Source organism: Herbaspirillum hiltneri N3, assembly GCF_001267925.1.
Classification (GTDB): domain Bacteria; phylum Pseudomonadota; class Gammaproteobacteria; order Burkholderiales; family Burkholderiaceae_D; genus Herbaspirillum; species Herbaspirillum hiltneri.
Genome location: NZ_CP011409.1, coordinates 354,523 through 379,962, shown reverse-complemented (window position 1 = coordinate 379,962; position 25,440 = coordinate 354,523). Strand labels below are relative to the sequence as shown.

Sequence of the window (25,440 nt, the reverse complement as noted above, 5' to 3'; positions counted from 1 at the left end):
AGCCGGAAAAGGGCTACGACATCATCCGCCGCCTGCCGCAGGCTTGATTCTGGTTTCGAATAATCTGCGCAGCCAGCGAATCAGCCCGCCGATGACCGGCAATTTCTGAAACAACTCTTCCGCCGCATCCCAATAATCGCGATGCAGAACAACCAGGCCTTCGTCGTTGAACTTGAGATGCGTGCCGCCGGCGATGCTGTAGTGCTTGCCCTTGAGTTCGAATTCGAACACCCAGGTGATGAACGCCTGTTGATCGGTGACGATGCGGTCGTGGATGATGAAACGGGGATTGCCGGTGGTGTCGAACATGTGTTCGTACACGACGATCATCGCGGCAATGCCGCGGATATCGTTGAACGGATCCTTGAAGTGCACTTCTGGCGCATAGAACTGGCCGATATGGCGCACGCTCTGCCGGGTCAGCGTGACGTACCATTCGGCCAGCGCATCGAGTCTGTCTCTGATTGTCATGTCATGTGCAGGAAACGGTGGAACAATGCGAAGCGCCAGCGATAGGGCAGCATCTGGACCAGCTTCAGGATACGCGTAAAGCGGCGCGGAAAATGGATTTCAAAACGTCCTTCGGCGATGCCCTTCCAGATTTCGACCGCGGCGGCAGCGGGCGTTTGCATGGCCGGCATGGCGAAGTCGTTTTTCTCCGTCAGGCCGGTCTTCACGAATCCCGGATTGATCAGATAGACGCTGATGCCCTTGCTGCGCAGGTCGCTGTAGAGTATCTCCGCCAGATTGATCAGGGCCGCCTTGCCGGGGCCGTAGACACTGGCGTTGGGCAGGCCCATGTAGCCGGCCACACTGGCCACCAGCGCGATGCCGCCGCTACCCTGCGCCAGCATGTCCGGCAACACGCTGGACAGGGCCGAATAAACGCTGACCAGGTTGGTCTTGATGGTCTGTTCGGCGACGTCGTCGCTGACTTCCCAACTGCGTTCGGGACGATAGTCGGCGGCGCAGAACAGCATCAGGTCGACGCCGCCGAATGCGGCGCAGACCTCGGCATGACGCGTGCGCCAGGCGGCATGATCGAGCACGTCGAACGGCAGGATCAAGGCGTTGCCGTTCGTCCCGGCAACCGCTTGCAAGGATTCCACGCGGCGCGCCGAAACCGCCACCTGCGCCCCCATCGCCAACGCCTGCCGCGCCAGTGCGGCGCCAATGCCGCTGGAGGCGCCGATCAGCCAGATACGCTTGCCGGTCCAGTCGTGCACCGGCTTGTTCATGGGACTAAACATCATGGCCTCCGTCATTCCTGCTTGCGAAAGAACAGCGTCACCTGTCCGACTTCCAGCCCGAACTTGCTCATGCTGGTGCGATTGATCATGGTGTTCCGGTCCATCTGGTACATCCAGTCGTCCATGTGCATTTCGTAGGTCTTGCCGTCAACCGGGAGCAACAGCGTATAGCGCCAGTTCAGCGCATTGCCGGCGGCATGCCCGACCGCCTCGCCGACGACGTCGCCGGCAGTGCCGCGCCAGCTGCCATCGGCTTGTCTTGCCAGCGTCCAGACGCGCTGCTGAGTGCTGCCGTCGTCATAGCGAAAACGTTCGTCCAGCATCAGCTTGCCGCCTTGTTCGCTACCGGTGATCTCGACATGAAAGCGCTTGACGACTTCGCCGCCGCGTTTCTGGAACATTCCCCAGGCCTCGGTCTTGCCGCTGAAAAATTGCACCGGGTCGAACACCGGCTCGTTCCTGGCATAGTGCGAGACGTCGGTCCCGGCGCAGGCACCGAGCAATAGCAGCAGCAACACGGGCAGCGACAGCACTGCAAAACGGCGGATGGTTTTCATGAAGAGGTCTCCGGTAGAACAGCAAGAGAATCGGATGCCGGCGCTGTTTTCAGCAATAGCAAGGCAATCAGTTTGAACACGCAAGGGACGGCGGCATACACCCAGCCCAGTGCAGCGCTGCCGCTCACGCCGGGTTGATAATCGAACCGCGCCAGCAGCGGCAAGGCAAGGCCGGAAATCGCCAGCGCCAGCTTCGCCAGCAACGTCCACACGCCGTAATAGGCAGCGGTGCTTTCGAACCTGCCGATCACGTTCGCCAGCAATACCGGAGGCAACGCCAGGTCGGCTCCCAGCGCCAGACCTGCGGCGACGCACACCACGCCGTAGAGCAAGACATCGCCCGCACCCAGCAGCACCGTACCGCCGAAGGCGAGGATCGCCAGCAGCATGCCGACGCGCCAGGCCCGCAAGACACCAACACGTTTGGCAGCGGCGACCCACAGCGGCAGGCCGATCGCAGTGGCGAGAAAATACGTCGCGAGAAAAAGGCCGGCGTAGTCCGGCGCCTGTAATCTGTCGTTGATGAAGAACAGCGCCAGCGTCGCCGGTATTGCCACCGATACTGCGTTCAGGAAATACGGCAGCAGCAGCCGGCGAAATCCCGGATTGGATTTCATCGCCGCCACGGCGCTGCGCCAGCCGCCTGCATGCGCCGCAACTTTGTTCCAGCGCGGCGCCAGCCACAGCAAAGCTGCCAGCGATACCGCCAACGCAGCGGCGAACGCGCCTGAATACAAGGCAAAACCACCTCGCCCCCATGCGCCGCTCATCATGATGAAGCCCGGTATCACGCTGGCTGCTACCGCTCCCAGCAAACCCATCAGTTCACGCAAGGCGGAAGCGCCCAGCAAGCCGCCCGCGTCTTCCGACAGCCGAGCACCCCACGCCAGGTAAGCAATATTGAGCATGCTGTGCGCGGTGTAGGCCGCGATCAGCATGACGCCCAGCCATGCCAACAGGTACACGCCGGAAGCGCGTACAAACTCCGGCGGCAGCCAGATGCCGAAGAACGCCAGCGCCAGCAACAGGGCCGCCAGCATCATCCACAAGTTCAGGCGCGCACCGTGCAATCCGTCGATATACTGCCCGAGCCACGGGTCCTGCACGGTATCGACGATGCGCGCCAGGAACAACACCCAGCCAGTACCCGCCAGCGTCGCACCCAGATAGGAGGTGTAGTACATCGGCGCCTGGATATACACGGGCAAGGCCGACATTGCCAGCGGCAGGCCGAGCAAGCCGTAGGCGAAATAACGAAGCCGGCTGTCGCTTTTCATTTTTCCGCTCCCAGCAGGCGATCGCGCAGTTGCGTGTCCCTGGTGCGCGGGTCGAGCCAGATGGCGAAGAAGGCGCGCGCGAACTCCGCATCGCGTACTTCTGCCAGCAAGCGGGTACGACTGTAGAAGCGGCAGCCGACACCGGGAAGATAGACACCGGTGAGCTGATCGCCCTCGTTGACGTCGACGAAGGCGCGCATCATGTCGGCCTCCCAGCGCTGCAATTGTTCTTCGCTGTAACGGTCGCCGAACAGGCGGCGGATTTCGTCCATGCTGGTCTGCACGATGCGCGTGCGGCTGATGCTGCGCCGATAGGTCAGCTCCAGCGCAAACGGCTGCGCGGGGTCGAACGGCGTCGTGCCGCTCCATAGCGCTGCGTCGTAGATCTTCAGTCCGAACCAGCGCAGTCCGGCGCTGCCCTGCAAGTGCGCCTGCGACAGATCGTCGCGCCAACCCGCCGCCTGCGCAGCACCGGCCGACCACGTGGCGGCTAGCAGGAGGCAGGTGACAAGACTGCGGCGGGAAAATGCACGCATGCGTCCGGTTCCAACGAATCCGGAACCGTGATCAGCTTTTCTGCAACATGAACTGAATGACATCGGTGCGCTCCTCGTCGAAGCCCACTTCGCAATAGGCATAGTAAAGTTGCCACAGGCGCATGAAGCGCTCGTCGAATCCCTGCTTCCGGATGGCATCGCGGGCGCGCAGGAAGGAGGCATGCCAACGGCGCAGCGTCTCCGCATAATCGATCCCGAAACGGTATTGATCGAGCGTCTGCAGACCGGCATTGCGGGCCTTCGCGCAGAAGCGCTCCGGGCTTGGCAGCATGCCGCCCGGGAAGATGTACTGGCGGATGAAATCGGACGTGTTGCGGTAGCGTTCGAAGTACTGTTCGGCAATCGTGATCGACTGGATCATCGCGCGGCCGCCCCGCTTCAGGCGCGCCGAGACGGTGTCGAAATACTGTTGCCAGTAACGCTCGCCGACCGCTTCGAACATTTCGATCGAGACCACGGCGTCATACTCGCCTTTCAGGTCGCGGTAGTCGCACAGTTCAAGCCGGGCCAGATGATCGAGGCCGCGCTCGGCGAGGCGCTGCTGCGCCACCTGCAACTGCGCGGCCGAGATGGTAACGCCGTGCACGCGGATGCCAAGCGATGCCGCGTGTTCCGCAAAGCCGCCCCAGCCGCAGCCAATTTCCAGCACGTGGTCGCCGGCCTGCAAGCCGAGCTGGTCGATGATGCGCTGATATTTGCGTGCCTGGGCCGCCTCCAGACTTTGCCCGTGATCGCCGTCGAAGATCGCACTCGAATAAGTCCAGCTCCGGTCCAGCCATTGGTGATAGAAGGCATTGCCGATGTCGTAGTGCGCGTGGATATTCTTGCGACTGCCGGCGCGCGTGTTGGCGCGCATCAGATGCCGCAGGCGATACCACAGTCCGGCCAGCTTGCCGCCGAACATCATGCGTTCCAGTTCCGCCTGGTTGCGCAGGCACAGGCGCAGCAACGCGCTCAGGTCGGGCGTGTCGATCCAGCCGGCGGCATAGCTTTCGGCGAAACCGATGTCGCCTGCCTGCAACATCCGCGCGCAGGCGCGCCAGTCGCGGATCACCATCTGCGCGCTGGGCGGTTGGTGCAAATCGCCGAAGGTGAGCGTATTGCCATGCGGCGTAATCAGTTGCAAATGACCGTGCGCGAGGCAATTGAGCAGGCGCAGGAACAGACGCGTGGCCGGCGGTGCAGAGGCGCCGGCGGGACGCGATGAATCGGATAGCGCAGCTTCTGGCATGGGTGTGCTGAAGTGCTTCATCTCGGTCGGGTTCACGGTGACATCTCCTTGTTGAAATTGGTGGTCGCTACCACGCTATCCTTTGAACGGTCCGGCTTGCGAAAAAACGGCACGCGCTTGCGCCATAGTTTCAAGGCCTGCCAGTGAATCTTTGCGACGATGCCGAAGGTCATGAATGGCTGCGTCAGCAAGGCCAGCAAGGCGCCATCGGAAGTCATAGCGTGCAAGCGACCGCCGACGGTGGTGCGAATCAGCAAGCCGGCATTGTCCGAGCCGGCGGCGTCGGATTGGTCGCTCGCCTGATCGTCGTAGTCGATGCCGATCAATGTGCTTCTTGCCGTGTCGCGAAAGCGGAAATGGTAGGCGCCCCGCACTTCGCAAAATGGCGACACATGCATTTCTTTGGCGCATGTCAGCCGGGTGTCGGGCGTAATCGCCTTGCGTTCGCCGTCCGCCAGAAGGTAACGGTGCGTTTCACCAAAGGTGCTGTTGACTTCGGCCAGTACGGCGCGCAAGGCGCCGCCGCTGTCGTGGCAAAGCCAGAAACTGACCGGGTTGAAAACAAATCCGAACATGCGCGGAAAAGTCTGCAGCCAGATCTCACCGTCGGCCGGCAATCCCGCCTCGGCCAGTTGCGCACGCATCCAGCCGTCCAGATCGCTGCCGTCGCGCGGACCGTAGTCACGCGTACGGACCGACATCAGCCGCTTGCGATTGACGCCGAACCAGGCATTGTTTGCCTCCGCCAGCCGGCCCAGATTCAGACGTACGCAGAACACCGGATAGACGAAGCGATGCGGCACCGGACGCAGCCGCTGGTGCATGACGTGGCCGCGAACCAGATAGGCCGGCGTGCGCAAATTCGACATGATCAGACCCGCGCCCATATCGGCGCCTGGCCGAAATCGGCGACCACGCGCAGCGCCGATTTCAGGCCGTCTTCATGAAAACCGTAACCTGTCCAGGCGCCGGCGAACCAGGTACGCCGTCTTCCCTGGATCGAGGTTAATCCGGCTTGTGCGGAAATGGCAGTCTGATCGAATACCGGATGCTGGTAGTCGAACCTTGCAATCGTCTTGTCGGCCGCCGGTGGCGCGAACGGATTAAGCGTCACCATCACCGCGCTCTTGCAGGGCAAGGCCTGCAGCCGGTTAAGCCAGTAGCTGACGCATACGGCGCGTGCACCATCCTTTGCCGCCGCAGCATCGCCCAGGTAATTCCATGAAGACCAGACCTTGCGTCGTCGCGGCATCAGCGACAGATCGGTGTGGAGATACGCGGTGTTGGCCTGATAGCGTACGGCCGACAACAGATCGCGCTCCGCAGCATCGGCGTCGGCGAGCATTTTCAGGGTATCCGGTGCATGCGTGGCGATGACGACGCTGTCGAACTGTTCGTAACCGCCGTGCGTGCGAACCGTTACTCCCTCGTCGCTGCGCAACACGGCCAGCACTTCGGTATTGAGCCGCACCGTCGGCAGCGTGGCGGCGATCCGCCGGACGTATTCGCGCGCACCGCCCCTGACCGTACGCCATTGCGGGCGATCGTTGATCTGCAGCAGGCCGTGATTGAGGCAGAAACGCAGGAAGGTGGCCGCGGGGAATTGCAAAATATCCGCCGGTGCGCTCGACCAGATCGCCGCGGCCATCGGCAACAAATAGGCATCGCGAAACATGGCACCGTAATTGCCGTCGGCGAGCAGTTGCGCCAGCGTGACAGGTGCCGATGCCGGCGCAGCCAAGCTGGCGGCGAGATTGCTTCCGGCGGCGCGGTTGAAGCGCAGGATGTCGCGCAGCATGCCCACAAAAGCCGGCGACATCAATCGCCTGCGCTGTGCAAAAACGGTGTCCAGACTGGTGCCGGCCCATTCGAATTTGCCGTCATCAAGCGACACGCCGAACGACATGTCGGTGGCGTAGCTGTCCACACCCAGTTCCTCAAGCAAAGCGATCAGATTCGGATAAGTCGCTTCGTTGAAGACCAGGAATCCGGTATCGACCGGAAAGGTCCGGCCTTCCAGCGTGACATCCACCGTATTGGTGTGCCCGCCTATATAGCTGCCGGCCTCGTACAGCACCACATCATGCTCACGGGCAAGGAAATACGCGCTCGCAAGGCCGGATATCCCCGTCCCGATCACTGCGATTTTTTGCCTTGCTTGCGTCATTGCGGGCCTTCCGTGTGGTTTTACCGTGTGCATACCGTATTTGCACACTGTTGGTTTTGTTGGTTTTGCCAGTTCGGTGCTAAGATTACTACCAATATAAAATAAAATCTACCAATTAGTAACTAAAGCTACCAATGAGTATTTTTGGCAAATTGAGTTTCAAGGATCAGGCCTTCAAACTGCGTGAGAACGCCATACTGGATGCGGCCACGTCCGTACTGGGCACCAAGGGTTACGACCTGATGACCATGGACGACGTCGCCGGCGCGGTGGGCATCTCCAAACCGAGCCTGTACAAGCATTTCAAATCGAAGGAAGACCTGGTCGGGGAGGCGCTGATCCGCCTGATTGACGGCGCCGTCGATTTCCTGGCGCAGTTGGACAACACGCTGAGCCCGAAGGGCAAGCTGGCGGCGCTGCTGGAGTGGGCCTTGCGCGTGCGGCTGGATGGCGGCCTGCCATTCCTGCCGTCGACCAGCGCCCATGTGCGCGACATGCTCATGCGCAATCTCAAGTACGTGACGCGCGTGCTCAAGCTGAACGGCCAGATCGAAAAGCTGGTGCTGGCGGCGCAGAAGAACGGCGAGCTCGATGCGGCACTGCCGAGCGACGTCATCCTGTTCAGCTATTACGCCCGCACCTGCGATCCGGCGGTGGAGTACCTCCAGCGTTTCAGCAAGATGAGCAATGAGGACATCGTGCGGCACATGCTGCAAGTCGCCTTCGACGGTTTCCATCCGGCGAGCTGAAGCCCTTGCCCGGCGAACAGCCCTCGGGCTGGATGCCTGCCGGCGAGAATGGAAGTGAATTGAATGGAGTCGGCCGGATCTGCGAGACAACCCGCATGGTGCATCAATACTGCAACTGCTCCGCAGGTCCGGGACGAGAAAACGCGTAGCCCTGGTATTTCAGGCAGCCGATGGAGGCGAGAAAATCGCGCACTTCGAGCGTCTCAACGCCTTCGGCAATCACGTCGACATTCAATGCGGAACCCAAGGCGATGATGCTCTTGGCGATTGCCACGTCGCTTGCGTCGACAAGAATGTCCCGGACGAAGGATTGATCAATTTTCAGCTGGTCAAGGGGCAAGCGCTTTAGTAAAGATAGCGACGAGTATCCCGTGCCAAAATCATCAAGGGACAGTGAAATACCGAGACCTTTCAGTATCTTCATTTTCTCCACGGTCTCCTGCACGTCATCCACCATCATGGTTTCCGTCAGTTCCATCTTCAGAAGCGCCGGATTGACGCCGGTCCGGGAAATGATTTCCGAAACGTCCGTCGTGAATTCTGAATGGCCGAACTGAATGGCGCTGACGTTCACGGCGACAACAAGCGGATGGTCCGGCCTGGATAGTTGCCACCGGACGGATTGTTCGCATGCCTGGCGCAGCACCCACTGCCCTATCGCGAACATGAGTCCGGCGGCTTCCGCGACCGGGACGAAGATGCCCGGCGCCACCGATCCGCGCTCAGGATTCTGCCAGCGCAACAGGGCCTCAACGCCGATGACCCGGCCGCCCAAGTCGACTTGCGGCTGGTAGTGAAGATAGAACTCCTGCCTGTCGATCGCTTTTCGCAGGTCAAACTCCAGAGCCGTCCTGAAGTTCACGGCGTTTTCGATCTCCGCAGAAAACAGGCAAAAGGTATTGCGTCCATTTTTCTTGGCCTGGTACATGGCCAGATCGCCACGCCGCAGCATATCCTGGGCCGTCAAATCTGAACCTTGCATAAGAGCGACGCCTATGCAGCAAGTTGCGTGATGGCTCAACCCCGCAAGTTCGAATGGCTCACTCATTGCCGTCAATACGCGCTGGGCGAATCTCCGGACCGCGATCTCGGAATCCGTGGTGTCAATTCCCTGCAGCAAGACAACGAACTCGTCTCCTCCCAAGCGCGCGACATTTTCCTCGGAATCGGCAGCGGCGATAAGGCGATTCGCGATTTTCTTCAGAAGTTGGTCACCGATGTTATGCCCCAACGAGTCGTTCAGATCCTTGAAATTGTCGATGTCGATGACGAGCAATGCGAAACTCTTGCCATTGTCTGCATTGGCGGCGATGGCTGATTCGACTCGCTCAATCAACAGTCGCCGATTGGGCAATTCGGTCAATGAGTCGTAGTCGGCGAGCCGGACTGTTTCCGCCAGCAATAACTTTTGCTGCGTAATGTCGGTCTGGGTTCCGACGTAATGGGTGATCTTCCCGGTCGCGTCGCGCACAGCCGTCATGGTCAGGCGCGCCATATACCGTTCATTGTTTTTCTTCTTCGCCTGGACTTCGCCATCCCATTGGCCCGTCTCCTTGACGGCATTCCACATGCTTTCGCGATAGTCATGCTCTCCTTGCTCCAAATAAAACGGCAAGGTCGCCTTGTCCATCAGTTCCGCAAGATTGAAACCCGTCAGCTTTACGAAAGCATGATTGACGTCGAGGATGCGACGATCGGGCCCCATTACCCACATCGCTTCCTGCGACTGAAATACCGTGGCCGCGACACGCAAAGACTTCTCACTGTTACGCAGCTCGCGAGTGCGAATCTCGACTTCTCTTCGAAGATACGCCGCCACGCCAAGTGCGCACAGGAACAAGCCGACGGTGGCAACAAGGCCCCATAAGATGAATCTTGATATCCGGGAGTTCGAACCTCTTCCCCATTTTTGCAGGATCTCGAAATAGACCGATTGCGGTTCCTCTTGCCAGACGCGAAGAGAACGATCTATTGCGGCGAGAATATCTTGATTGCGGCCTTTGGCCGAAATGAAAAACAGCTTTACCGGTTGAAAGACAATCGGCGTGTCCGCAAGCCCGTGTCGCTCGGCGAGCAGATCTCCGGTCTGCTGGCTGGCAATGACTGCATCGGCTTTGCCCGTCTCAACCATCTGAAATCCGGTTTCGAGTCCTGTTATGGGAACGAATACGACGCGTATTCCGGAGTTCTCCACCAGCTTCCTGAAATAGTCCGCCTGAACCGAGGAGGATAGTAGTGCGATACGTTTTCCGTTGAGATCGAAAACGGAATTGATGGCGACATCTTTGTTCCGGTAAAGAAGGGACCAGCTGTATAGCGCAGGCACCGCATGAAAATCAAAGATCGCCGCGCGCTCATCCGTATAGGCGACATCCGGAAGCAGATCGATCTCACCTCGCTCGACCGCCTTCAGGCAGACTTGCCATTCGCAAGGTACGAACCGGAGAGTCCATTGTTCACGTTCCGCGATCTGGCGGATCAAATCTATATGAATGCCGGTGGCCACACCATTCTTGTCAAAGAATATTTTGGGCGGATTTGAATAGACCCCGACTGTCAGCTCTTTTCCAAAAGAGGAATTCATGCCAATTCCCAGGAAAAAGAACGCAAATAGAAATCGATTAAGCAGCCCTCTCGGCGCGGACATTCGCAAATGAAGGCAAAAAGAACAAGCGCGATGAATATGTGGCTGGAGCATGCTCGCACCTTATCGATTTATGGAAGAGAACACTTTTTCGTATTATGCGATACCAATTCGGCGGGAAGAGTGGAGAAGTGGAGTATTTAAACTTAGTTGCAGATCTACCTCACTGCGCGCGAAGGCGCCGTGTGAAATTTCATGGAATGAATTTCCTCCAGGACACTACTTTGCCGTGACCATGTGACGTCACGGATGCGTCGGCCGGAAATCAACAAGGCCCCGTAACTTCAACAAGTTACGGGGCCTTATTGCTACCAGACTGCGGGGATGCTTCTACCCGCCGGTCTTCTTCCTCCGCTTACGACTTCAGTGCGGGCCGTGCACCCTTGTCCAGAATGACGTTGACGATGACTGCCACCGCAATGTTCAGGGCCAGTGCAATCAGGCCGGTGTACATGGTGTACGAATCAGCACCGATATGGAAGGTATGCACCGGCTTGATGCCGTCGGCATACGCCAGCCAGCTGCCGCCGATGATGCCCACCGCCCAGCCCGCCAGCAGCGCATTGGCGCCGAACCAGCCGATGAACAGACCGAACACCAGCGCCGGGAAGGTCTGCAGGATCCACACGCCGCCCAGCAACTGCAGATCAAGCGCAAACTTGGTCGGCAGGAACAGGATGAACACCAGCGCGCCGAACTTGACCACCAGCGATACCATCTTGGCGACCTTGGCTTCGCCTTCGGCCGACACGTTCGGGTTCACGTACGGCTTCCAGAAGTTTCGCGTGAACAGGTTGGCCGCGCCAATCGACATCACCGCCGCCGGCACCAGCGCGCCGATGGCGATCGCCGCGAAGGCAAAGCCGCTGAACCAGCTTGGGAACATGGCGTTGAACAGCGCAGGAACGATGTCATTGTTGGCCTGGACCTTGACGCCCGCCGCATAGGCCATGTAGCCCAGCAGCGCGATCAGGCCCAGCAGCACGGTGTACGCCGGCAGGAACACCGCGTTCTTGCGGATCGTGTCGGCGCTCTTGGCCGCGAAGATGCCGGTCAGGGTGTGCGGATACATGAAGGCCGCCATCGCCGAACCCAGCGCCAGTGTGGCAAACGGCAGGAACTGTGCTGGCTTGAGCGTCAGGCCGGTCATGCCGCCCTTGGCAGCAAATGCCTCGCGCGCCGAATTGAACACGATGCCGTAGCCGCCGAGCTTCATCGGCACCAGCACCACCGCCACCAGCACCACGATGTAGATCATGAGGTCCTTGACGAAGGCGATCAGCGCGGGGGCGCGCAGGCCGGCCGAGTAGGTGTACAGCGCCAGGATCACGAAGGCCGCCAGCAGCGGCAGTTCACCGGTGACGCCGAGCGCCTTGATGACGACTTCCATGCCGATCAACTGCAGCGCGATGTACGGCATGGTCGCCACGACGCCGGTCAGGGCGATGGCGAGCTCCAGCTTGCGCGACTTGTAGCGGCCGAAGACGACGTCGGCAGCGGTGACGTGGCCGGCCTTGTGCGCTGCGTGCCACAGTTTTGGCATGATCAGGAACACGATCGGGTAGACCAGGATGGTGTACGGCAGCGCGAAGAAGCCGTAGGCGCCGACGGCATACACCAGCGCCGGCACGGCGATCACGGTGTAGGCGGTATAGAAGTCGCCGCCGACCAGGAACCAGGTGATCCAGGTGCCGAAATTGCGGCCGCCCAGGCCCCATTCGTCGAGATGGGCACCCTTGTTGGCGGAACCGCCGCTTTGCCAGCGCGAGGCCCAAAAGCCCATGACGGTGACCAGCGCGAAGAAGAAGATGAAGACGCCGAGCGCCGTCCAGTTGATGGAGGAGGAATTCATTATTCGACTCCCTTCCTGAGACCGTCCTTATAGACGATCCAGATGATCAGCGCGGTGAGCGGCACCCACGCAAGCTGATACCAGTAGAAAAACGGGAAGCCAAACAGCGCGGGCAGTTCGTCGTTGTAAAACGGAACCCACAGCAAGGCGATGAAGGGTAGCAACAGCAACGCGCGCAGATAGCTTCGCCCCACTGTTCCTGGTGACGTGTCGGTAGACATCAGATCTCCTGAGTTGTTATGAAAAAATGACCGCTTTGGATGCATCCGGAAAGAAGGGCGACCGTCGGCGCGCATATGCATGGCGTCCGGAGCCGTCGTCGTGGGGATGTCTCCGATATAAAGAAATTTCTATATCAATCTTGATATTTTTATGTGCCGTAGTATTCGCAACTATGCGGCCTGGAACAAGCGGGAGACTACTTAGTGCGGCTACGTAGGAACACGTAGATGGCGGCGTGCAATCCGACATAGAATTGCGGGAGAACCCAGACCGGAAGGGTGCGCGAGGCCTTTCAAGGCCGGGAGACATTGCCAGGATGAAACTAAGACACAAAATTATTTTCTTTGCCGCCACACCATTGCTGATCTCTTTCGGGGTCATTGCCGTTGTCGTCTGGCACCAGACCATCAGGCTCGGCGAACAGCAGCGCCAGTCGATACAAGAAGCCTACCGGAGCAGCAAAGATGCGGAGTTGCGTCACTACGTCGATCTCGCCGTTCATTCGATTGCGCATCTCTACGAACGTGGCGATGCGGAAAATGCCAAACGGGAAGCTCTCGATATCCTGGCTAGACTCGATTACGGCGATGACGGCTATTTCTTTGCTTACGATTTTGCCGGGAATACGCTGGTTCATCCGCGCCAGCCTGAACTGCTGGGCAGAAATTTGTGGGACTGGGAAAACGTGGATGGCACCAAAACCATCCAGCGCCTCATTGTTCGGGCTCGCGGGGGCGGCGGCTATGAACGCTATCTGTGGCGCAAGCCGTCCAGCAGTACGGTCGCGCCGAAACTTGCGTATGTGATCGCCCTGCCAAAGTGGGGATGGATTATCGGCACGGGAATCTATCTCGACGATGTGGACGCGGCGCTTGCCAACATCGATCGGCAGATATCCGGGCACAATCTCGACACCATGCGACTGATCGCGGTCATCGCACTCCTCAGCGTCGCGGCCGTCGCCGGCTTCGGCCTGATGTTCAATCTCAGTGAACAGCGTGTTGCCGACGCCAAGCTCAGGGAGTTGGCCCAGAGAGTCGTTCTGTCGCAAGAGGAAGAGCGGGCGCGCGTCGCACGCGATCTGCATGACGGCATCAGCCAGCATCTGGTTTCCATCAAGCTGCAGACCGAAGCGGCGATCATCAAGCTCGAGTCGCCACAGCAAATCGCAGCTGCCGGCGACGCCTTTGAACACACCGTGGAGCAAATGAATCGCTTGCTCGGTGAAATCCGGCATATTTCCCACGGCCTGAGGCCTGCTCTCCTGGACGATATGGGCCTGACCAGTGCGCTGCAGTTTCTGTGCGACGAATGGAATGCGAATGGCGAGCTTCGCATCGACTTCTCCTTCAGCGGGACCAGCAATGCATCGCCGGATGTCGTCAATACCGTGATGTTCAGGGTGGCCCAGGAGGCCTTGAACAATATCTGGCGCCACGCAAAAGCAAGCGCTGTTTCGCTGGAACTTGCCGAGAAAGAAGGCATGTTCCTCCTGACCATTCGCGACAACGGCATCGGTTTCGATACGGGTGAGATCGCCAAGCATCCCAAGCAGGGCATAGGCTTGCGCAACATGGCGGAACGCCTGCAAGCGGTGGGCGGCAGTTTCTCCGTATCCTCAAGTTCGGAAGGGACGGTGGTCGTGGCGCAAGTTCCACTGCCGGCCAGGGAGGCATCTTATGCATGAGGAAGCGGCAATAACGAACGTCATGATCGTGGACGATCATCCGATGATCAGGGATGGCCTGCGCGCCCGGCTGGAGAGCATGCCGGGCATACGGGTCGTTGCTGAAACCGGCACCGCGGACGAAGCGATGAAGCATGCAGCGCGTCAGCCGATCAACCTGGTGCTGATGGACATCAACCTTCAGGGCAGCAGCGGGATCGAGCTGACCGCGCAGTTCCAGCAGAATTTCCCCGATATCGCCGTGCTGATCCTCAGCATGCACAACAAGGCGGAGTACGTCTTGCAATCGATTCGTGCGGGCGCAAGAGGCTACATACTGAAGGACGCACCCGGCAGCGACATCGTGCGCGCCATCGAAGCGGTGTTAAACGGGGGCGTCTATTACAGCGCCGCCCTCATGCCCATCATCGCCCAACCGCGCGTAAAAGAAGAATCGCTCACGGTGCGCGAACGCCAGGTCCTTGAACAGATCGCGAGAGGCGCGTCGAACAAGAGCATCGCCGAGACGCTGGATCTAAGCGTGCGTACCGTCGAAACCCACTGCCTGAACATCAAACGCAAGCTGGATATCGAAGGACGCAGCGAGCTGATCAAGTTCGCGCTGGAAAACCTGAGGACGGAACGAGGTTAGAAGGCGCCTGTTCCTGCAGCGTCATTGGGTAATCGGATATCTGCAAACGGAAACGGAAACGGAAAACGGAAAACGGCCCGGATACCATGTATCCGGGCCGTTTTTCGTTTGCCGAATTAGAGCAGATATCGATCAGAACGGGATGTCGTCATCCATGTCCGAGAAATTCGGCGCCGGACGGGCTGCCGCCGGAGCGCGTGCTGCGCCGCCGCCAGCGCCGCCACCCGAGCTCTGACGCGCAGGTGCACCGCCGCCGTAGCTGCCGCCGTCGTCCGACGCACCGCCGCCCATGCCCTGGCGGCTGCCCAGCATTTGCATGGTGTCGGCAATGATTTCGGTGGTGTACTTCTCGACGCCATCCTTGTCGGTCCACTTGCGTGTCTGCAGGCGGCCTTCGACGTAGACTTGCGAACCCTTCTTCAGGTACTGGCCGGCGATTTCAGCCAGCTTGCGGTAGAAGGTGATGCGATGCCATTCGGTGAGTTCTTTCTTTTCACCGCTGTTCTTGTCCTTCCAGCTTTCGGTCGTGGCGACGGCGACGTTGGTGACGGCTTCGCCATTGGGCATGTAACGCGTTTCCGGATCGCGCCCGAGATTGCCGACGATGATGACTTTATTGACCGATGCCATTATTTCTCCTGAATTTCACTGAATTTCACTAAATGTGATGACTGATTTGATACGAATCTGATGCGAATCTGATACGAGTTTGCAACTACGCGGTTGCGCTTGCCGGCTGGACGCCGCGGCGCGGCAGATTTTTCATGTTAGACGCGATTATAAGCCAGGTCAGTGTCGCCACGGCGCACATGACGAACACCGAGGGCGCGCCTGCAAATTGCTTCAGCCATCCTCCCAGCGCGCCGCCGCAGAACAGGCCGAGCGCCTGCAGCGTATTGTAGACGCCCAGCGCAGTGCCTTTGGCAGCTGCCGGCGCAATGCGCGACACCAGCGACGGCTGGCAGGCTTCGAGGATGTTGAACGCGATGAAAAACGCGAACAGCAGGAACACCAGCACGCCCCAATGTGCAGCGAAATGCGACAAGGTCAGCCACATGCCGATCTGCACCAGCAGCAACAGCGAAATGGCGGCGACGAAAACTTGCTTCATGAGCCCGCGCTTTTCGCCGATGAACACCGGCGGCAACATGAACACGAACGACGCCAGCACCACCGGCAGGTAGATTTTCCAGTGCTCCGCCACCGGCAAACCGGCATATTGCACCAGCGCAGCCGGCAGCACCACGAACATCGCCATCTGCGTCATGTGCAAGGCGAACACGCCGAAGTTCAGGCGCATCAGTTCGCCATGGCGCAGCACCTCGCCCCAAGGCACGCGGCGCGCCTTGACCATCGGCGCATCCGGCACCACGAACAGCACCACGCCGATGGCGGCCAGCGCCAGCACGCCGGTCAGCCCGAAGATCCCGCCCATGCCGATCGCCTTGTACAACAGCGGCGAGGCCACCAGCGATACCGCAAAGGTCAGGCCGATCGAGGCGCCGACCATGGCCATGGCCTTGGTGCGATGTTCTTCGCGTGTGGAATCGGCAATGAAGGCCGTCACCGCCGCCGAAATCGCACCGGCGCCCTGGATGGCGCGACCGGCGATGACCCAGCCGATGTCCTGCGCACCTGCCGCCACGAAAGAGCCCAGTGCGAACAAGACGAGTCCGACGACGATGACGCGCTTGCGGCCGTATTTGTCGGAGGCGATGCCGAACGGAATCTGTCCGAACGATTGCGCCAGGCCGTAGATGCCCATGGCCAGTCCGACCATGGCCGCGCTTTCGCCGCCCGACAGGCCTTTGGCGTGAACCGCGAACACCGGCAGGATCAGGAACAGTCCGAGCATGCGCAAGGCGAAAATCGATGCCAGCGAAGCGCTGGCACGGACTTCGGCGCCGGACATGCCGGCTTTTTGTGCGGATTCGGAAGAGTTGGCGTTCATGGTGGAAATGACGTGGTTGAGCGTGCAGTGAGAATGCAGCAAAGGATCGGCAGATCGCGTTGGCGGTTACCCGAGCCCGCAAACCCGATATGTTAGCAGCAAACAAATCCGGCCCCCCTTTTTCCTGGCCGGTTGGGTTGAACTCCGTTGAATTTCTAACAACCGGCCTTTCTTCGCTCGGAAACGGCATTTCTTTACAAAGATTTCATGTTTCGTTTTGTAACTCAATGTTTCCGGCTTGATGATTATGTAACAATAGACAGTTGCCCATTTCCCTCCGTTGCTCGCATTCAATTTTATGCTTTCGCCTGTCCGTTCAACCTACCTGACGCCTTTACAGCAGCACCTTTCAGCGAGGGTAGCCTGGTTGATTCTGGCGGCGGTGGCGTGCGCTTATTTGCTTCCCGGCATCTTCGGACACGGCCCCTGGAAACAGGACGAAGCCTACAGTTTCGGCATGATTCAGCACATGCTGATCAGCGGCGACTACCTGGTGCCGACCAACGCCGGCGCTCCCTTCATGGAAAAGCCGCCCCTGTACTACTGGACCGCCGCCCTGTTCGCTACGGCGTTGCATCCCTGGCTCAGCTATGCCGACGGCGCGCGCGTGACGTCGGTATTCTTCATGCTGATCACCTTGCTGTTCGTGGCGCGGATTGCGCGCGTCGCATGGAGTGAAGAAGACTTCCTGAATTCCCGCGTGCTCGGCACGCTCGCACTGTTCGCCGGCACGGTCGGCATGATCAAGCATGCGCACGACATGTTTACCGACGTTGCACTGGTGTGCGGCGGCACGATTGCCATGTACGGCCTGCTGCGGATTGCACTCAACGAACAGCGCAAGACGCCGCGGATATCAGCGGCGCTCTGGTTCGGCCTCGGCGTCGGCATTGCCGAAATGTCCAAGGGATTGTTCGTTCCCGTCATCTACGCCGCCACTGCCTTGCTGACCGGCTTGCTGGTGCGCGAGTGCCGGTCCCGCTCCTATCTGCGCATGGTCGGCGTGGCCGTGCTGGTGTCGCTGCCGTTTTTCCTGCTGTGGCCGATACTGCTGGCGCAGCATTCCATGCCGTTGTTCATGGAATGGTTCTGGGACAACAACGTCGGCCGCTTCCTGGGCTTTTCCGTCAGGAAACTCGGCTCCGACAACGACCACAGCGTGATCTTTCGCGCGCTGAGCGGTTTCGCACTGCCCGGCGCGCCATTGGCGGTGCTGGCGATTGCAGGCGGCGACTGGCGCCGGATCCGGCAACCACGCGTGGCGATTCCGCTGGCGTTCACGTTCGTGTGCATTACCCTCTTGCTGATGTCGGCCACCGCGCGCCAGCTGTATCTGCTGCCGCTGATCCTGCCGCTGTGCCTGCTGGGATCAACCGCGATCGACCGCCTGCACGACTGGGTCCATCTGAGCTGGGACTGGTTTGCGCGCTTGTTTTTTGGCGGGATGACAGCACTTGTATGGACGATCTACATCATTTCCATCGGTCCGGTTGAATATCATCATTATCTGTTCTGCCTCGCCAAATGGTTGCCGCTGGGCTTCATCACGCCGCTGCAGCCGCTGGCGCTGGGTGCGGCAATCCTGATGACGCTGGGCTGGCTATGCTGCCTGCCGCGCCTGAAACAATGCGGCAAATGGCGCGGCGCGCTGAGCTGGTTCGCCGGCCTGACCTTGATGTGGGGCGCCGCGTATACCTTGCTGTTGCCTTGGGGCGACTTCGCCAAGAGTTTTGAATACGTGTATGCGCGCCTGTCGGACAGATTGAAACCTGAATGGCGCGACGGCGATTGCATGGCCAGTATCGGCCTTGGTGAATCGGAAGCGCCGATGCTGTTGTACTACGCCGGCATCCTGCATCAACCCGTCGACAAGACCCTGGCCACCAGCTGCCGCTGGGTGATCGTCCAGACCCCATTCGGCACCGGCCTGCCGGCGGGCAAGTGGGAGCATTTCTGGAAAGGTTCGCGCGACGGCGACGATGAACAGACTTTCAACGTCTATCGGCGCACCGCATCGGTTGCGCCCGGGGCAGCATTGACGAAGCAACGCCAGGATATTTCCCAGCCCGCCGGTCCAGCCGCAAATGGTGAGTCCTGATATAGTAATAGGTTGATCCTCCGCTCAATGTTCATATGAACAACGAACGGAAAACTTACGCTGAAGGCATCCATGGAAGAAATTCGCATTCGCGGCGCACGCACGCACAATCTGAAGAACATCAGCCTCGACTTACCCCGCAACAAACTGATCGTGATTACCGGCCTGTCCGGCTCGGGCAAGTCGTCGCTGGCATTCGACACTCTGTATGCAGAAGGCCAGCGCCGCTATGTCGAGTCGCTGTCATCCTATGCCCGCCAGTTCCTGCAACTGATGGAAAAACCCGACGTCGACATGATCGAAGGCCTGTCGCCGGCGATCTCGATCGAGCAGAAGGCGACCTCGCACAATCCGCGTTCGACCGTCGGCACCGTCACGGAAATTCACGACTATCTGCGCCTGCTGTACGCCCGCGTCGGTACGCCTTATTGCCCCGACCATCCGGAAAATCCGCTGGCGGCGCAATCGGTGTCGCAGATGGTCGACGCCGTGCTGGCCATGCCGGAAGACACCAAGCTGATGATCCTGGCGCCGGTTGTCGCCAACCGCAAGGGCGAACACGTCGACCTGTTCGAGCAGATGCAGGCGCACGGCTTCGTGCGTTTCCGCATCCAGAGCGGCACCGGCACGGCAAAAGTCTACGAGATCGATGACCTGCCGAAGCTCAAGAAAACGGAAAAGCACACCATCGACGTCGTCATCGACCGCGTCAAGGTCAAGGCCGACATCAAGCAACGCCTGGCGGAGAGTTTCGAAACCGCGCTGCGCATCGCCGAAGGCCGCGCCATCGCGCTGGAGATGGATACCGCCAAGGAACATCTCTACTCCAACAAATTCGCCTGTCCGACCTGCGGCTACTCGCTGCAGGAACTCGAACCGCGCCTGTTCTCGTTCAACAATCCGATGGGCGCCTGCCCGGAATGCGACGGCCTGGGCCATATCGAGTTCTTCGACCCCAAGCGCATCGTCGCCTTCCCGAACCTGTCGCTGGCCAGCGGCGCGATCAAGGGCTGGGATCGACGCAATCAATTCTATTTCCAGATGCTGTCGAACCTGGCGGCGTTCTACGAATTCGACATCGACATTCCGTTTGAACAATTGCCGGAAAAATCCCAGCAAGTGATCCTGTACGGCTCCGGCCGCCAGACCATTCCGTTCACCTATGTGAACGAGCGCGGCCGCACCGTGGTCCGCGAACACACCTTCGAGGGCGTGGTCACCAACCTGCAGCGCCGCTACCGCGAAACCGATTCGATGGCGGTCAAGGAAGAACTGGCCAAGTTCATCAACGAAAAAGAGTGCCCGTCATGCGGCGGCGCACGCCTGCGCGTAGAGGCGCGTTTCGTCAAGATCGGCGCGGGCCGCCAGCAGCGCGCCATCTATGAAGTCGCGGCGACGCCGCTGCGCGAGACCTTGTCGTTCTTCGAGAACCTGAAGCTGACCGGCGCGAAGAAGGAAATCGCCGATCGCATCATCAAGGAAATCATTTCGCGCCTGAAATTCCTCAACAACGTCGGTCTCGACTACCTGTCGCTGGAACGCAGCGCCGACACGCTGTCGGGCGGCGAAGCGCAGCGCATCCGCCTGGCGTCGCAGATCGGCTCCGGCCTGACCGGCGTGATGTATGTGCTGGACGAGCCATCGATCGGCCTGCATCAGCGCGACAACGATCGCCTGATCGGCACGCTCAAGCATCTGCGCGACATCGGCAACAGCGTGCTGGTGGTGGAGCATGACGAAGACGCCATCCGCACCGCCGACTACGTGGTCGACATGGGCCTGGGCGCCGGCGTGCACGGCGGCGACATCATCGCCCAGGGCACCCTGGAAGACATCCTCAAGAGCAAGAAATCGCTGACCGCGAAATACCTCAACGGCTCGCTGGAAATCAGCGTGCCGAAGAAGCGTGTGCAGCCCGATCCGGAACGCCAGCTGACCATCACCGGCGCCACCGGCAACAACCTCAAGAACGTCAGCTTCGACCTGCCGGTCGGCCTGCTGACTTGCGTGACCGGCGTGTCCGGTTCGGGCAAGTCGACGCTGGTCAACGACACCCTGTACCTGGCGGCATCGCGCCACCTGTACGGTTCCCAGACCGAACCTGCGGCGCATGAATCGATCAGCGGCCTGGAGCATTTCGACAAGGTCATCTCGGTTGACCAGGCGCCGATCGGCCGCACCCCGCGCTCCAATCCGGCGACCTACACCGGTCTGTTCACGCCGATCCGCGACCTGTTCGCTACCGTGCCTGCGGCCAAGGAACGCGGCTACAGCGCCGGACGCTTCTCGTTCAACGTCAAGGGCGGCCGCTGCGAAGCCTGCCAGGGCGACGGCGTGATCAAGGTGGAGATGCACTTCCTGCCGGACGTCTACGTGCCGTGCGACGTCTGCCACGGCAAGCGCTACAACCGCGAAACGCTGGAAGTGCAATACAAGGGCAAGAACATCACTGAAATCCTTGAGATGACGGTGGAAGACGCCCACGAATTCTTCCTGCCGGTGCCGCTGATTGCGCGCAAGCTGCAAACCCTGCTCGACGTCGGCCTCGGCTACATCAAGCTGGGCCAGAGCGCGACCACGCTGTCGGGCGGCGAAGCGCAGCGCGTCAAGCTGTCCCTGGAGTTGTCCAAACGCGATACCGGGCGTACGCTGTACATCCTGGACGAGCCGACCACCGGCCTGCATTTCCACGACATCGATCTGCTGCTCAAGGTGATCCATCGCCTGCGCGACCAAGGCAATACCGTGACGATCATCGAGCACAATCTTGACGTCATCAAAACTGCCGACTGGATTATCGACCTCGGTCCCGAAGGCGGCGCGGGTGGCGGCAAGATCATTGCCGTCGGCTCGCCCGAGGACGTTGCCAGGAATCCGGAAAGCATCACCGGCCATTATCTGGCGCCGCTGTTGAAAAAGAAGAAATAGCAAGAAAGGCGCAAGGCCAGTCATGGACGCTCCCCTCTCCTCAACCCAGATCGACGCCTTCCGCAGCCAGGGTTACCTGCTGCTCAAAGGCTTCGTTCCGGCGGCTGCCTGCGACAATATGCTGGCGGTAACGCGCGCGCATGTGCAGCAGGCCGTGGCGCCGCTCGAATACGAAGCCGAGGTCGGCTACGCGGGCGCCCCCTCGTCGCTCGACGCGCCCGGCGGCCGCACCGCGCGACGCTTGCGCGCGGCCTGGCAGCGCGACGATCATTTCCGTGCATGGGCATCCAATCCGACGCTGGTAGCGGCGCTGCATCAGTTGTTTGAGGAGCCCGTCAGCGTCACACTGGCGCATCACAATTGCGTGATGACCAAGCATCCGACTTTCGGCACGGCGACCGGCTGGCACCGCGATATCCGCTACTGGTCGTTCCCGCGCAATGAACTGATTTCGGTCTGGCTGGCGCTGGGTCCGGAGCATGCCGACAACGGCGGCCTGAAGTTCATTCCGGGTTCGCATCTGCTGCAGTTGCAGCCGGGCCAGATGGACGAACTCGACTTCCTGCGTCCGGAAGTGCCGGCCAACCAGGCGCTGTTTGCGCAGGGGATTTCCGTGCCGCTCGAACGGGGCGACGTGGTGCTGTTCCATAGTGGCCTGTTCCATGCGGCCGGCCGCAATGGTTCCGACCAGCTCAAGGCCTCGGTCGTGTTCGCCTACCACGGCCGCAGCAATGCACCGATCGCGGGGACCAGGTCGGCGGCATCGGAAGACATCGCGCTGGATTGAAGACAAACTGATTGCTCACAAAAAAAGGGTGTTGCCATGACCGGCAACACCCTTTTTTACGTCCTGAAAAAAGCCGTCAGAACTGTTCCCAGTCATCGTCGCTCGACTTGACCGCCGCACTCGCAGGCAAGGCGGGTGCAGCTGTGGGCCTCGCTGCCTTGGCTGGTGCGGTAGAGGATTGTCGGGGCTTGCTCGACTTGCCGCCCGCAGTGACTGCCGCCGGACGCGGCGTGATGTCGACGGTGCGCACCGCAGCTGCAGCTGCCGGCGTCGGTGCCAGCTGATGGTTGCCGTCCAGCTTGAACACGCTGACCGACTGCGTCAGGCGCTGCGCCTGGTCCTGCAAGGATTGCGCGGCGGCGGCGGCTTGCTCGACCAGCGCGGCGTTCTGCTGCGTGGTCTCGTCCATCTGGGTGATGGCGCGGTTGACTTCTTCGATGCCGGAACTCTGCTCCTGGCTGGCAGCCGTGATCTCGCCCATGACGTCGGTCACCCGTTTGACGCTGGCGACCACTTCATCCATCGTGACGCCGGCCTGCTCGACGAGCTTGCTGCCCTCGCCCACTTTCTGCACCGAATCGTCGATCAGGGTCTTGATTTCTTTGGCCGCGGCAGCCGAGCGTTGCGCCAGGCTGCGCACTTCCGACGCCACCACGGCAAAACCGCGCCCTTGCTCGCCGGCGCGCGCGGCTTCCACCGCAGCATTCAAGGCCAGGATATTGGTCTGGAAGGCGATGCCGTCGATCACGCTGATGATGTCGACAATTTTTTTCGACGAATCGTTGATGTTGTTCATCGTCACCACCACCTGGCCGACGACGCTGCCGCCCTCTTGCGCGATCTGCGACGCCGAGGCGGCCAGCTGGTTGGCCTGGCGCGCGTTGTCGGCGTTCTGCTTGACGGTGGAGGTCAGCTCTTCCATCGCCGAGGCGGTCTCTTCCAGCGAGCCGGCCTGGCTTTCGGTGCGGGCCGACAGGTCGAGGTTGCCGCTGGCGATTTCGCTGGAGGCGGTGGAAATGGTATCGGTGCTCACGCGCACTTCGCCGACGATCTGCTGCAGGCGGGCATTCATGGTTTTCAGGGCTTCCATGAGCTGGCCGGCTTCATCGCGCGAATGCACTTCGATGGTCTGGGTCAGGTCGCCGTCGGCCACGCCGCGCGCGACCCGGACGGCTTCATTGAGCGGACCGGAAATCGCCCGCACCAGCCAGATGCCCATGATCAGCGCGACCGACAGCCCGATCACGATGGCGGCGATGGTCATGGTCAGGAAGGTGTCGTAGCGCGCCTGCGATTCGTTGTAGAGCTGTTTGCTGACGTCCTGCTGCAAGCGGGTCAGCTTGGACATGGTGACGGTGATCTGCCTGGACATGTCCAGCAGCGGGCCGTTGTACAGTTCGGTTGCCCCCTGGAAGTCACGGTTATGCAACGCCTCCATGGCCGGCTTGACGCCGTCGGCGATGAATTTTTTCTTTTGCGCGGTGAATTGCTCGGTCAATTGCTTTTCGTCCGGCGTCAGGGAGGTTGCCAGATATTCTTGCCAGACCTTGTCGCCATCCTTCAGTATCTTTTCCAGCGCATCCATGTTCTTGTCGATTTCACCCGAATCGCCGACGATGGCGGTCGAGATGGCATAGCGGCCGGTTTCGACGGAAGTAGCTACCTGGCCGAGTTGCCCAAGTGCAATCACACGATCCTCGTAGAGCGATTTGAGCGCGGTATTGGTTTGCTGCAGGCTGGTCAGGCCGACGGCGCCAAACAGCGCGAGCAGGACGGACAGAAAACTGACGACGAATATGAGGCGCGCCTTGATGGAAAAATTCTTGAACATGACAACATCCTTACAGTCGATTGAGCACCCAGAGTGCTTTATTTTGTAAGCATTTCCCATACCAACATGCGCTGAACAAAGCCCGGCGCGGGGTGCATTTCAACGGATTGAGGGTTGCAATCCCAACCACAAACCCAGCGGCACGAAAACCAGCGCGGCAAGGTTTCCCATGAGCACGATCGCCGCCACTTTGTCGGGTTCCTGACGGTATTGCTCGGCCACCATGAAACACAGCACCGCCGGCGGCAAGGCGCCGAACAGATACATCTGGCCGCGCTGACCTGACGTCAGCGGCAACACCTGATCGAGCGCGAAGGCGACGATCAATCCGACCAGCGGACAGGTCACCGCCCCGACCAGGCCGATATGCCAGCTCTTGAAGCTGATGTCCATCATGCGCACGCCGAGCGCGAACAGCATGATCGGAATGCTGGCTTCGCCGAGCAGCTTCATTGCCGAAAACAGCGGTTGCGGCAACGGCACATGCAAGACCGCGAACAATACTCCCAGCACCATGGCGACCATGATCGGGCTCTTGAACAACTTGAGGAAAGAACCGGGACGGGTGTCCCGGCCATGCTGCAGCATCTTGATGCCCAGCGAGAAATACACGAAGGTGGCCGCCGTGAACAAGGCCACCGCCGCCGACAGGCTCTCGGGACCGAAGGCCAGCAGCATCAGCGGCACGCCCATGTTGCCGCCGTTGTTGTACATCATCGGCGGCAAAAAGGTGCGCTTGTCGTAACCCAGTATTTTCGCTACCGGCCAGGCCAGCACGCCGGAACCGAGCGAGATGATCACGCTGGCGAGAATCAGCCAGCCGTTATGGACCAGGTCGAAATCCTTGGCCGACAAGGCGCTGAACACCATCAGCGGCGCCAGCACCTCCATCGACACGCGATTGACCGAGGCCATGTCCGAGCGCACCACTTCGCCGCGCCAGCGCGCATAGCCGTAACCAATGGCGATGATGGCGAAGACGGGAAGGATGATCCCGGTGATGCGGTCAAGGATTTCCATT

General features: G+C 60.2%; 21 protein-coding genes. 6 read left to right on the top strand and 15 right to left on the bottom strand.

The annotated features are described in order from the left end of the window. Window positions 1–21 precede the first annotated feature (21 nt). Genes F506_RS01725 through F506_RS01690 form a run of 8 tightly spaced genes read right to left on the bottom strand, consistent with a single transcriptional unit; the run spans window position 22 to window position 7,039 of the window. Entirely contained in the window at window positions 22–471 is a 450-nt protein-coding gene (locus tag F506_RS01725; protein WP_053195065.1) for a nuclear transport factor 2 family protein, read from the bottom strand. Next, on the bottom strand, window positions 468–1,253 hold the full coding sequence (locus F506_RS01720) for an SDR family NAD(P)-dependent oxidoreductase (protein WP_235471336.1): 786 nt from the start codon (window positions 1,251–1,253) through the stop codon (window positions 468–470). Before F506_RS01720 ends, F506_RS01725 begins: the two co-directional genes overlap by 4 nt. 8 nt (window positions 1,254–1,261) lie before the next feature. Then, the gene (locus tag F506_RS01715) at window positions 1,262–1,807 is read right to left on the bottom strand and encodes a DUF3833 domain-containing protein (protein WP_053195063.1); all 546 of its coding nucleotides are present in this window, start codon (window positions 1,805–1,807) and stop codon (window positions 1,262–1,264) included. Further along, window positions 1,804–3,084, bottom strand: a complete 1,281-nt coding sequence (locus tag F506_RS01710) for an MFS transporter (protein WP_053195062.1) — start codon at window positions 3,082–3,084, stop codon at window positions 1,804–1,806. The genes F506_RS01715 and F506_RS01710 overlap by 4 nt, the downstream gene beginning before the upstream one ends. Then, window positions 3,081–3,620, bottom strand: coding sequence for a chalcone isomerase family protein (locus F506_RS01705; RefSeq protein ID WP_053195061.1), 540 nt, complete (start codon window positions 3,618–3,620; stop codon window positions 3,081–3,083). The genes F506_RS01710 and F506_RS01705 overlap by 4 nt, the downstream gene beginning before the upstream one ends. A gap of 31 nt (window positions 3,621–3,651) precedes the next feature. Then, window positions 3,652–4,872 carry an SAM-dependent methyltransferase gene (locus tag F506_RS01700; RefSeq protein ID WP_053201141.1) on the bottom strand — a complete coding sequence of 407 codons (1,221 nt, stop codon included), beginning with the start codon at window positions 4,870–4,872 and terminating at the stop codon, window positions 3,652–3,654. 32 nt (window positions 4,873–4,904) lie between these two features. Then, window positions 4,905–5,741: a DUF1365 domain-containing protein gene (locus tag F506_RS01695; RefSeq protein WP_053201139.1), complete on the bottom strand. Its 837-nt coding sequence runs from the start codon at window positions 5,739–5,741 to the stop codon at window positions 4,905–4,907. Between the two features lie 2 nt (window positions 5,742–5,743). Then, a complete protein-coding gene (locus F506_RS01690; RefSeq protein ID WP_053195060.1) occupies window positions 5,744–7,039 on the bottom strand; it encodes an NAD(P)/FAD-dependent oxidoreductase in 1,296 nt (431 codons plus the stop codon). A gap of 134 nt (window positions 7,040–7,173) precedes the next feature. On the opposite strand from F506_RS01690, the gene F506_RS01685 reads away from it, so the two are divergent. Beyond that, on the top strand, window positions 7,174–7,788 hold the full coding sequence (locus F506_RS01685; RefSeq protein ID WP_053195059.1) for a TetR/AcrR family transcriptional regulator: 615 nt from the start codon (window positions 7,174–7,176) through the stop codon (window positions 7,786–7,788). A gap of 103 nt (window positions 7,789–7,891) precedes the next feature. Here F506_RS01685 and F506_RS01680 read toward each other — a convergent pair whose 3' ends face one another. From F506_RS01680 to F506_RS01670, 3 genes are all read right to left on the bottom strand, one after another. Next, window positions 7,892–10,372 carry an EAL domain-containing protein gene (locus F506_RS01680; RefSeq protein ID WP_235471331.1) on the bottom strand — a complete coding sequence of 827 codons (2,481 nt, stop codon included), beginning with the start codon at window positions 10,370–10,372 and terminating at the stop codon, window positions 7,892–7,894. Window positions 10,373–10,787: 415 nt separating this feature from the next. Next, a complete protein-coding gene (gene mctP / locus F506_RS01675; protein WP_053195057.1) occupies window positions 10,788–12,284 on the bottom strand; it encodes a monocarboxylate uptake permease MctP in 1,497 nt (498 codons plus the stop codon). After that, a complete protein-coding gene (locus F506_RS01670; protein WP_053201137.1) occupies window positions 12,284–12,463 on the bottom strand; it encodes a DUF3311 domain-containing protein in 180 nt (59 codons plus the stop codon). Before F506_RS01670 ends, mctP begins: the two co-directional genes overlap by 1 nt. 359 nt (window positions 12,464–12,822) lie before the next feature. Between F506_RS01670 and F506_RS01665 the strand changes: the two genes are divergently transcribed. Next, window positions 12,823–14,193, top strand: a complete 1,371-nt coding sequence (locus tag F506_RS01665) for a cache domain-containing protein (RefSeq protein ID WP_053195056.1) — start codon at window positions 12,823–12,825, stop codon at window positions 14,191–14,193. A 22-nt stretch (window positions 14,194–14,215) separates the two neighbouring features. Continuing rightward, window positions 14,216–14,824: a response regulator transcription factor gene (locus F506_RS01660; RefSeq protein WP_407638204.1), complete on the top strand. Its 609-nt coding sequence runs from the start codon at window positions 14,216–14,218 to the stop codon at window positions 14,822–14,824. A 132-nt stretch (window positions 14,825–14,956) separates the two neighbouring features. On the opposite strand, the gene ssb is transcribed toward F506_RS01660, so the two are convergent. Next, entirely contained in the window at window positions 14,957–15,454 is a 498-nt protein-coding gene (gene ssb / locus F506_RS01655) for a single-stranded DNA-binding protein (protein WP_053195054.1), read from the bottom strand. Between the two features lie 85 nt (window positions 15,455–15,539). Continuing rightward, window positions 15,540–16,736 (bottom strand): MFS transporter, encoded by a 1,197-nt coding sequence (locus F506_RS01650; RefSeq protein WP_053201134.1) that lies wholly within the window; start codon window positions 16,734–16,736, stop codon window positions 15,540–15,542. Window positions 16,737–17,073: 337 nt separating this feature from the next. Here F506_RS01650 and F506_RS01645 point away from each other — a divergent pair, with 337 nt between their 5' ends. The 3 genes from F506_RS01645 to F506_RS01635 all read left to right on the top strand — a co-directional run bounded on the left by F506_RS01645 (window position 17,074) and on the right by F506_RS01635 (window position 22,588). Further along, complete coding sequence (locus F506_RS01645; RefSeq protein WP_200907701.1) at window positions 17,074–18,873, top strand: ArnT family glycosyltransferase; 1,800 nt, start codon at window positions 17,074–17,076, stop codon at window positions 18,871–18,873. Between the two features lie 72 nt (window positions 18,874–18,945). Beyond that, the gene (gene uvrA, locus F506_RS01640) at window positions 18,946–21,801 is read left to right on the top strand and encodes an excinuclease ABC subunit UvrA (protein ID WP_053195053.1); all 2,856 of its coding nucleotides are present in this window, start codon (window positions 18,946–18,948) and stop codon (window positions 21,799–21,801) included. 22 nt (window positions 21,802–21,823) lie between these two features. Further along, window positions 21,824–22,588, top strand: a complete 765-nt coding sequence (locus F506_RS01635; protein ID WP_053195052.1) for a phytanoyl-CoA dioxygenase family protein — start codon at window positions 21,824–21,826, stop codon at window positions 22,586–22,588. 76 nt (window positions 22,589–22,664) lie between these two features. Here the strand turns inward: F506_RS01635 and F506_RS01630 are convergent, their stop codons facing one another. Further along, window positions 22,665–24,419 (bottom strand): methyl-accepting chemotaxis protein, encoded by a 1,755-nt coding sequence (locus tag F506_RS01630; RefSeq protein ID WP_053195051.1) that lies wholly within the window; start codon window positions 24,417–24,419, stop codon window positions 22,665–22,667. 99 nt (window positions 24,420–24,518) lie between these two features. Next, window positions 24,519–25,439 (bottom strand): AEC family transporter, encoded by a 921-nt coding sequence (locus tag F506_RS01625; RefSeq protein WP_053195050.1) that lies wholly within the window; start codon window positions 25,437–25,439, stop codon window positions 24,519–24,521. Between the last annotated feature and the right edge of the window lies 1 nt (window position 25,440).

Bases quoted from the DNA above. Each gene is read 5' to 3' on its own strand.
- F506_RS01725 (WP_053195065.1), bottom strand. From the start codon at position 471: ATGACAATCAGAGACAGACTCGATGCGCTGGCCGAATGGTACGTCACG.
- F506_RS01720 (WP_235471336.1), bottom strand. From the start codon at position 1,253: ATGATGTTTAGTCCCATGAACAAGCCGGTGCACGACTGGACCGGCAAG.
- F506_RS01715 (WP_053195063.1), bottom strand. From the start codon at position 1,807: ATGAAAACCATCCGCCGTTTTGCAGTGCTGTCGCTGCCCGTGTTGCTG.
- F506_RS01710 (WP_053195062.1), bottom strand. From the start codon at position 3,084: ATGAAAAGCGACAGCCGGCTTCGTTATTTCGCCTACGGCTTGCTCGGC.
- F506_RS01705 (WP_053195061.1), bottom strand. From the start codon at position 3,620: ATGCGTGCATTTTCCCGCCGCAGTCTTGTCACCTGCCTCCTGCTAGCC.
- F506_RS01700 (WP_053201141.1), bottom strand. From the start codon at position 4,872: ATGCCAGAAGCTGCGCTATCCGATTCATCGCGTCCCGCCGGCGCCTCT.
- F506_RS01695 (WP_053201139.1), bottom strand. From the start codon at position 5,741: ATGTCGAATTTGCGCACGCCGGCCTATCTGGTTCGCGGCCACGTCATG.
- F506_RS01690 (WP_053195060.1), bottom strand. From the start codon at position 7,039: ATGACGCAAGCAAGGCAAAAAATCGCAGTGATCGGGACGGGGATATCC.
- F506_RS01685 (WP_053195059.1), top strand. From the start codon at position 7,174: ATGAGTATTTTTGGCAAATTGAGTTTCAAGGATCAGGCCTTCAAACTG.
- F506_RS01680 (WP_235471331.1), bottom strand. From the start codon at position 10,372: ATGAATTCCTCTTTTGGAAAAGAGCTGACAGTCGGGGTCTATTCAAAT.
- mctP (WP_053195057.1), bottom strand. From the start codon at position 12,284: ATGAATTCCTCCTCCATCAACTGGACGGCGCTCGGCGTCTTCATCTTC.
- F506_RS01665 (WP_053195056.1), top strand. From the start codon at position 12,823: ATGAAACTAAGACACAAAATTATTTTCTTTGCCGCCACACCATTGCTG.
- F506_RS01660 (WP_407638204.1), top strand. From the start codon at position 14,216: ATGATCGTGGACGATCATCCGATGATCAGGGATGGCCTGCGCGCCCGG.
- ssb (WP_053195054.1), bottom strand. From the start codon at position 15,454: ATGGCATCGGTCAATAAAGTCATCATCGTCGGCAATCTCGGGCGCGAT.
- F506_RS01650 (WP_053201134.1), bottom strand. From the start codon at position 16,736: ATGTCCGGCGCCGAAGTCCGTGCCAGCGCTTCGCTGGCATCGATTTTC.
- F506_RS01645 (WP_200907701.1), top strand. From the start codon at position 17,074: ATGCTTTCGCCTGTCCGTTCAACCTACCTGACGCCTTTACAGCAGCAC.
- uvrA (WP_053195053.1), top strand. From the start codon at position 18,946: ATGGAAGAAATTCGCATTCGCGGCGCACGCACGCACAATCTGAAGAAC.
- F506_RS01635 (WP_053195052.1), top strand. From the start codon at position 21,824: ATGGACGCTCCCCTCTCCTCAACCCAGATCGACGCCTTCCGCAGCCAG.
- F506_RS01630 (WP_053195051.1), bottom strand. From the start codon at position 24,419: ATGTTCAAGAATTTTTCCATCAAGGCGCGCCTCATATTCGTCGTCAGT.
- F506_RS01625 (WP_053195050.1), bottom strand. From the start codon at position 25,439: ATGGAAATCCTTGACCGCATCACCGGGATCATCCTTCCCGTCTTCGCC.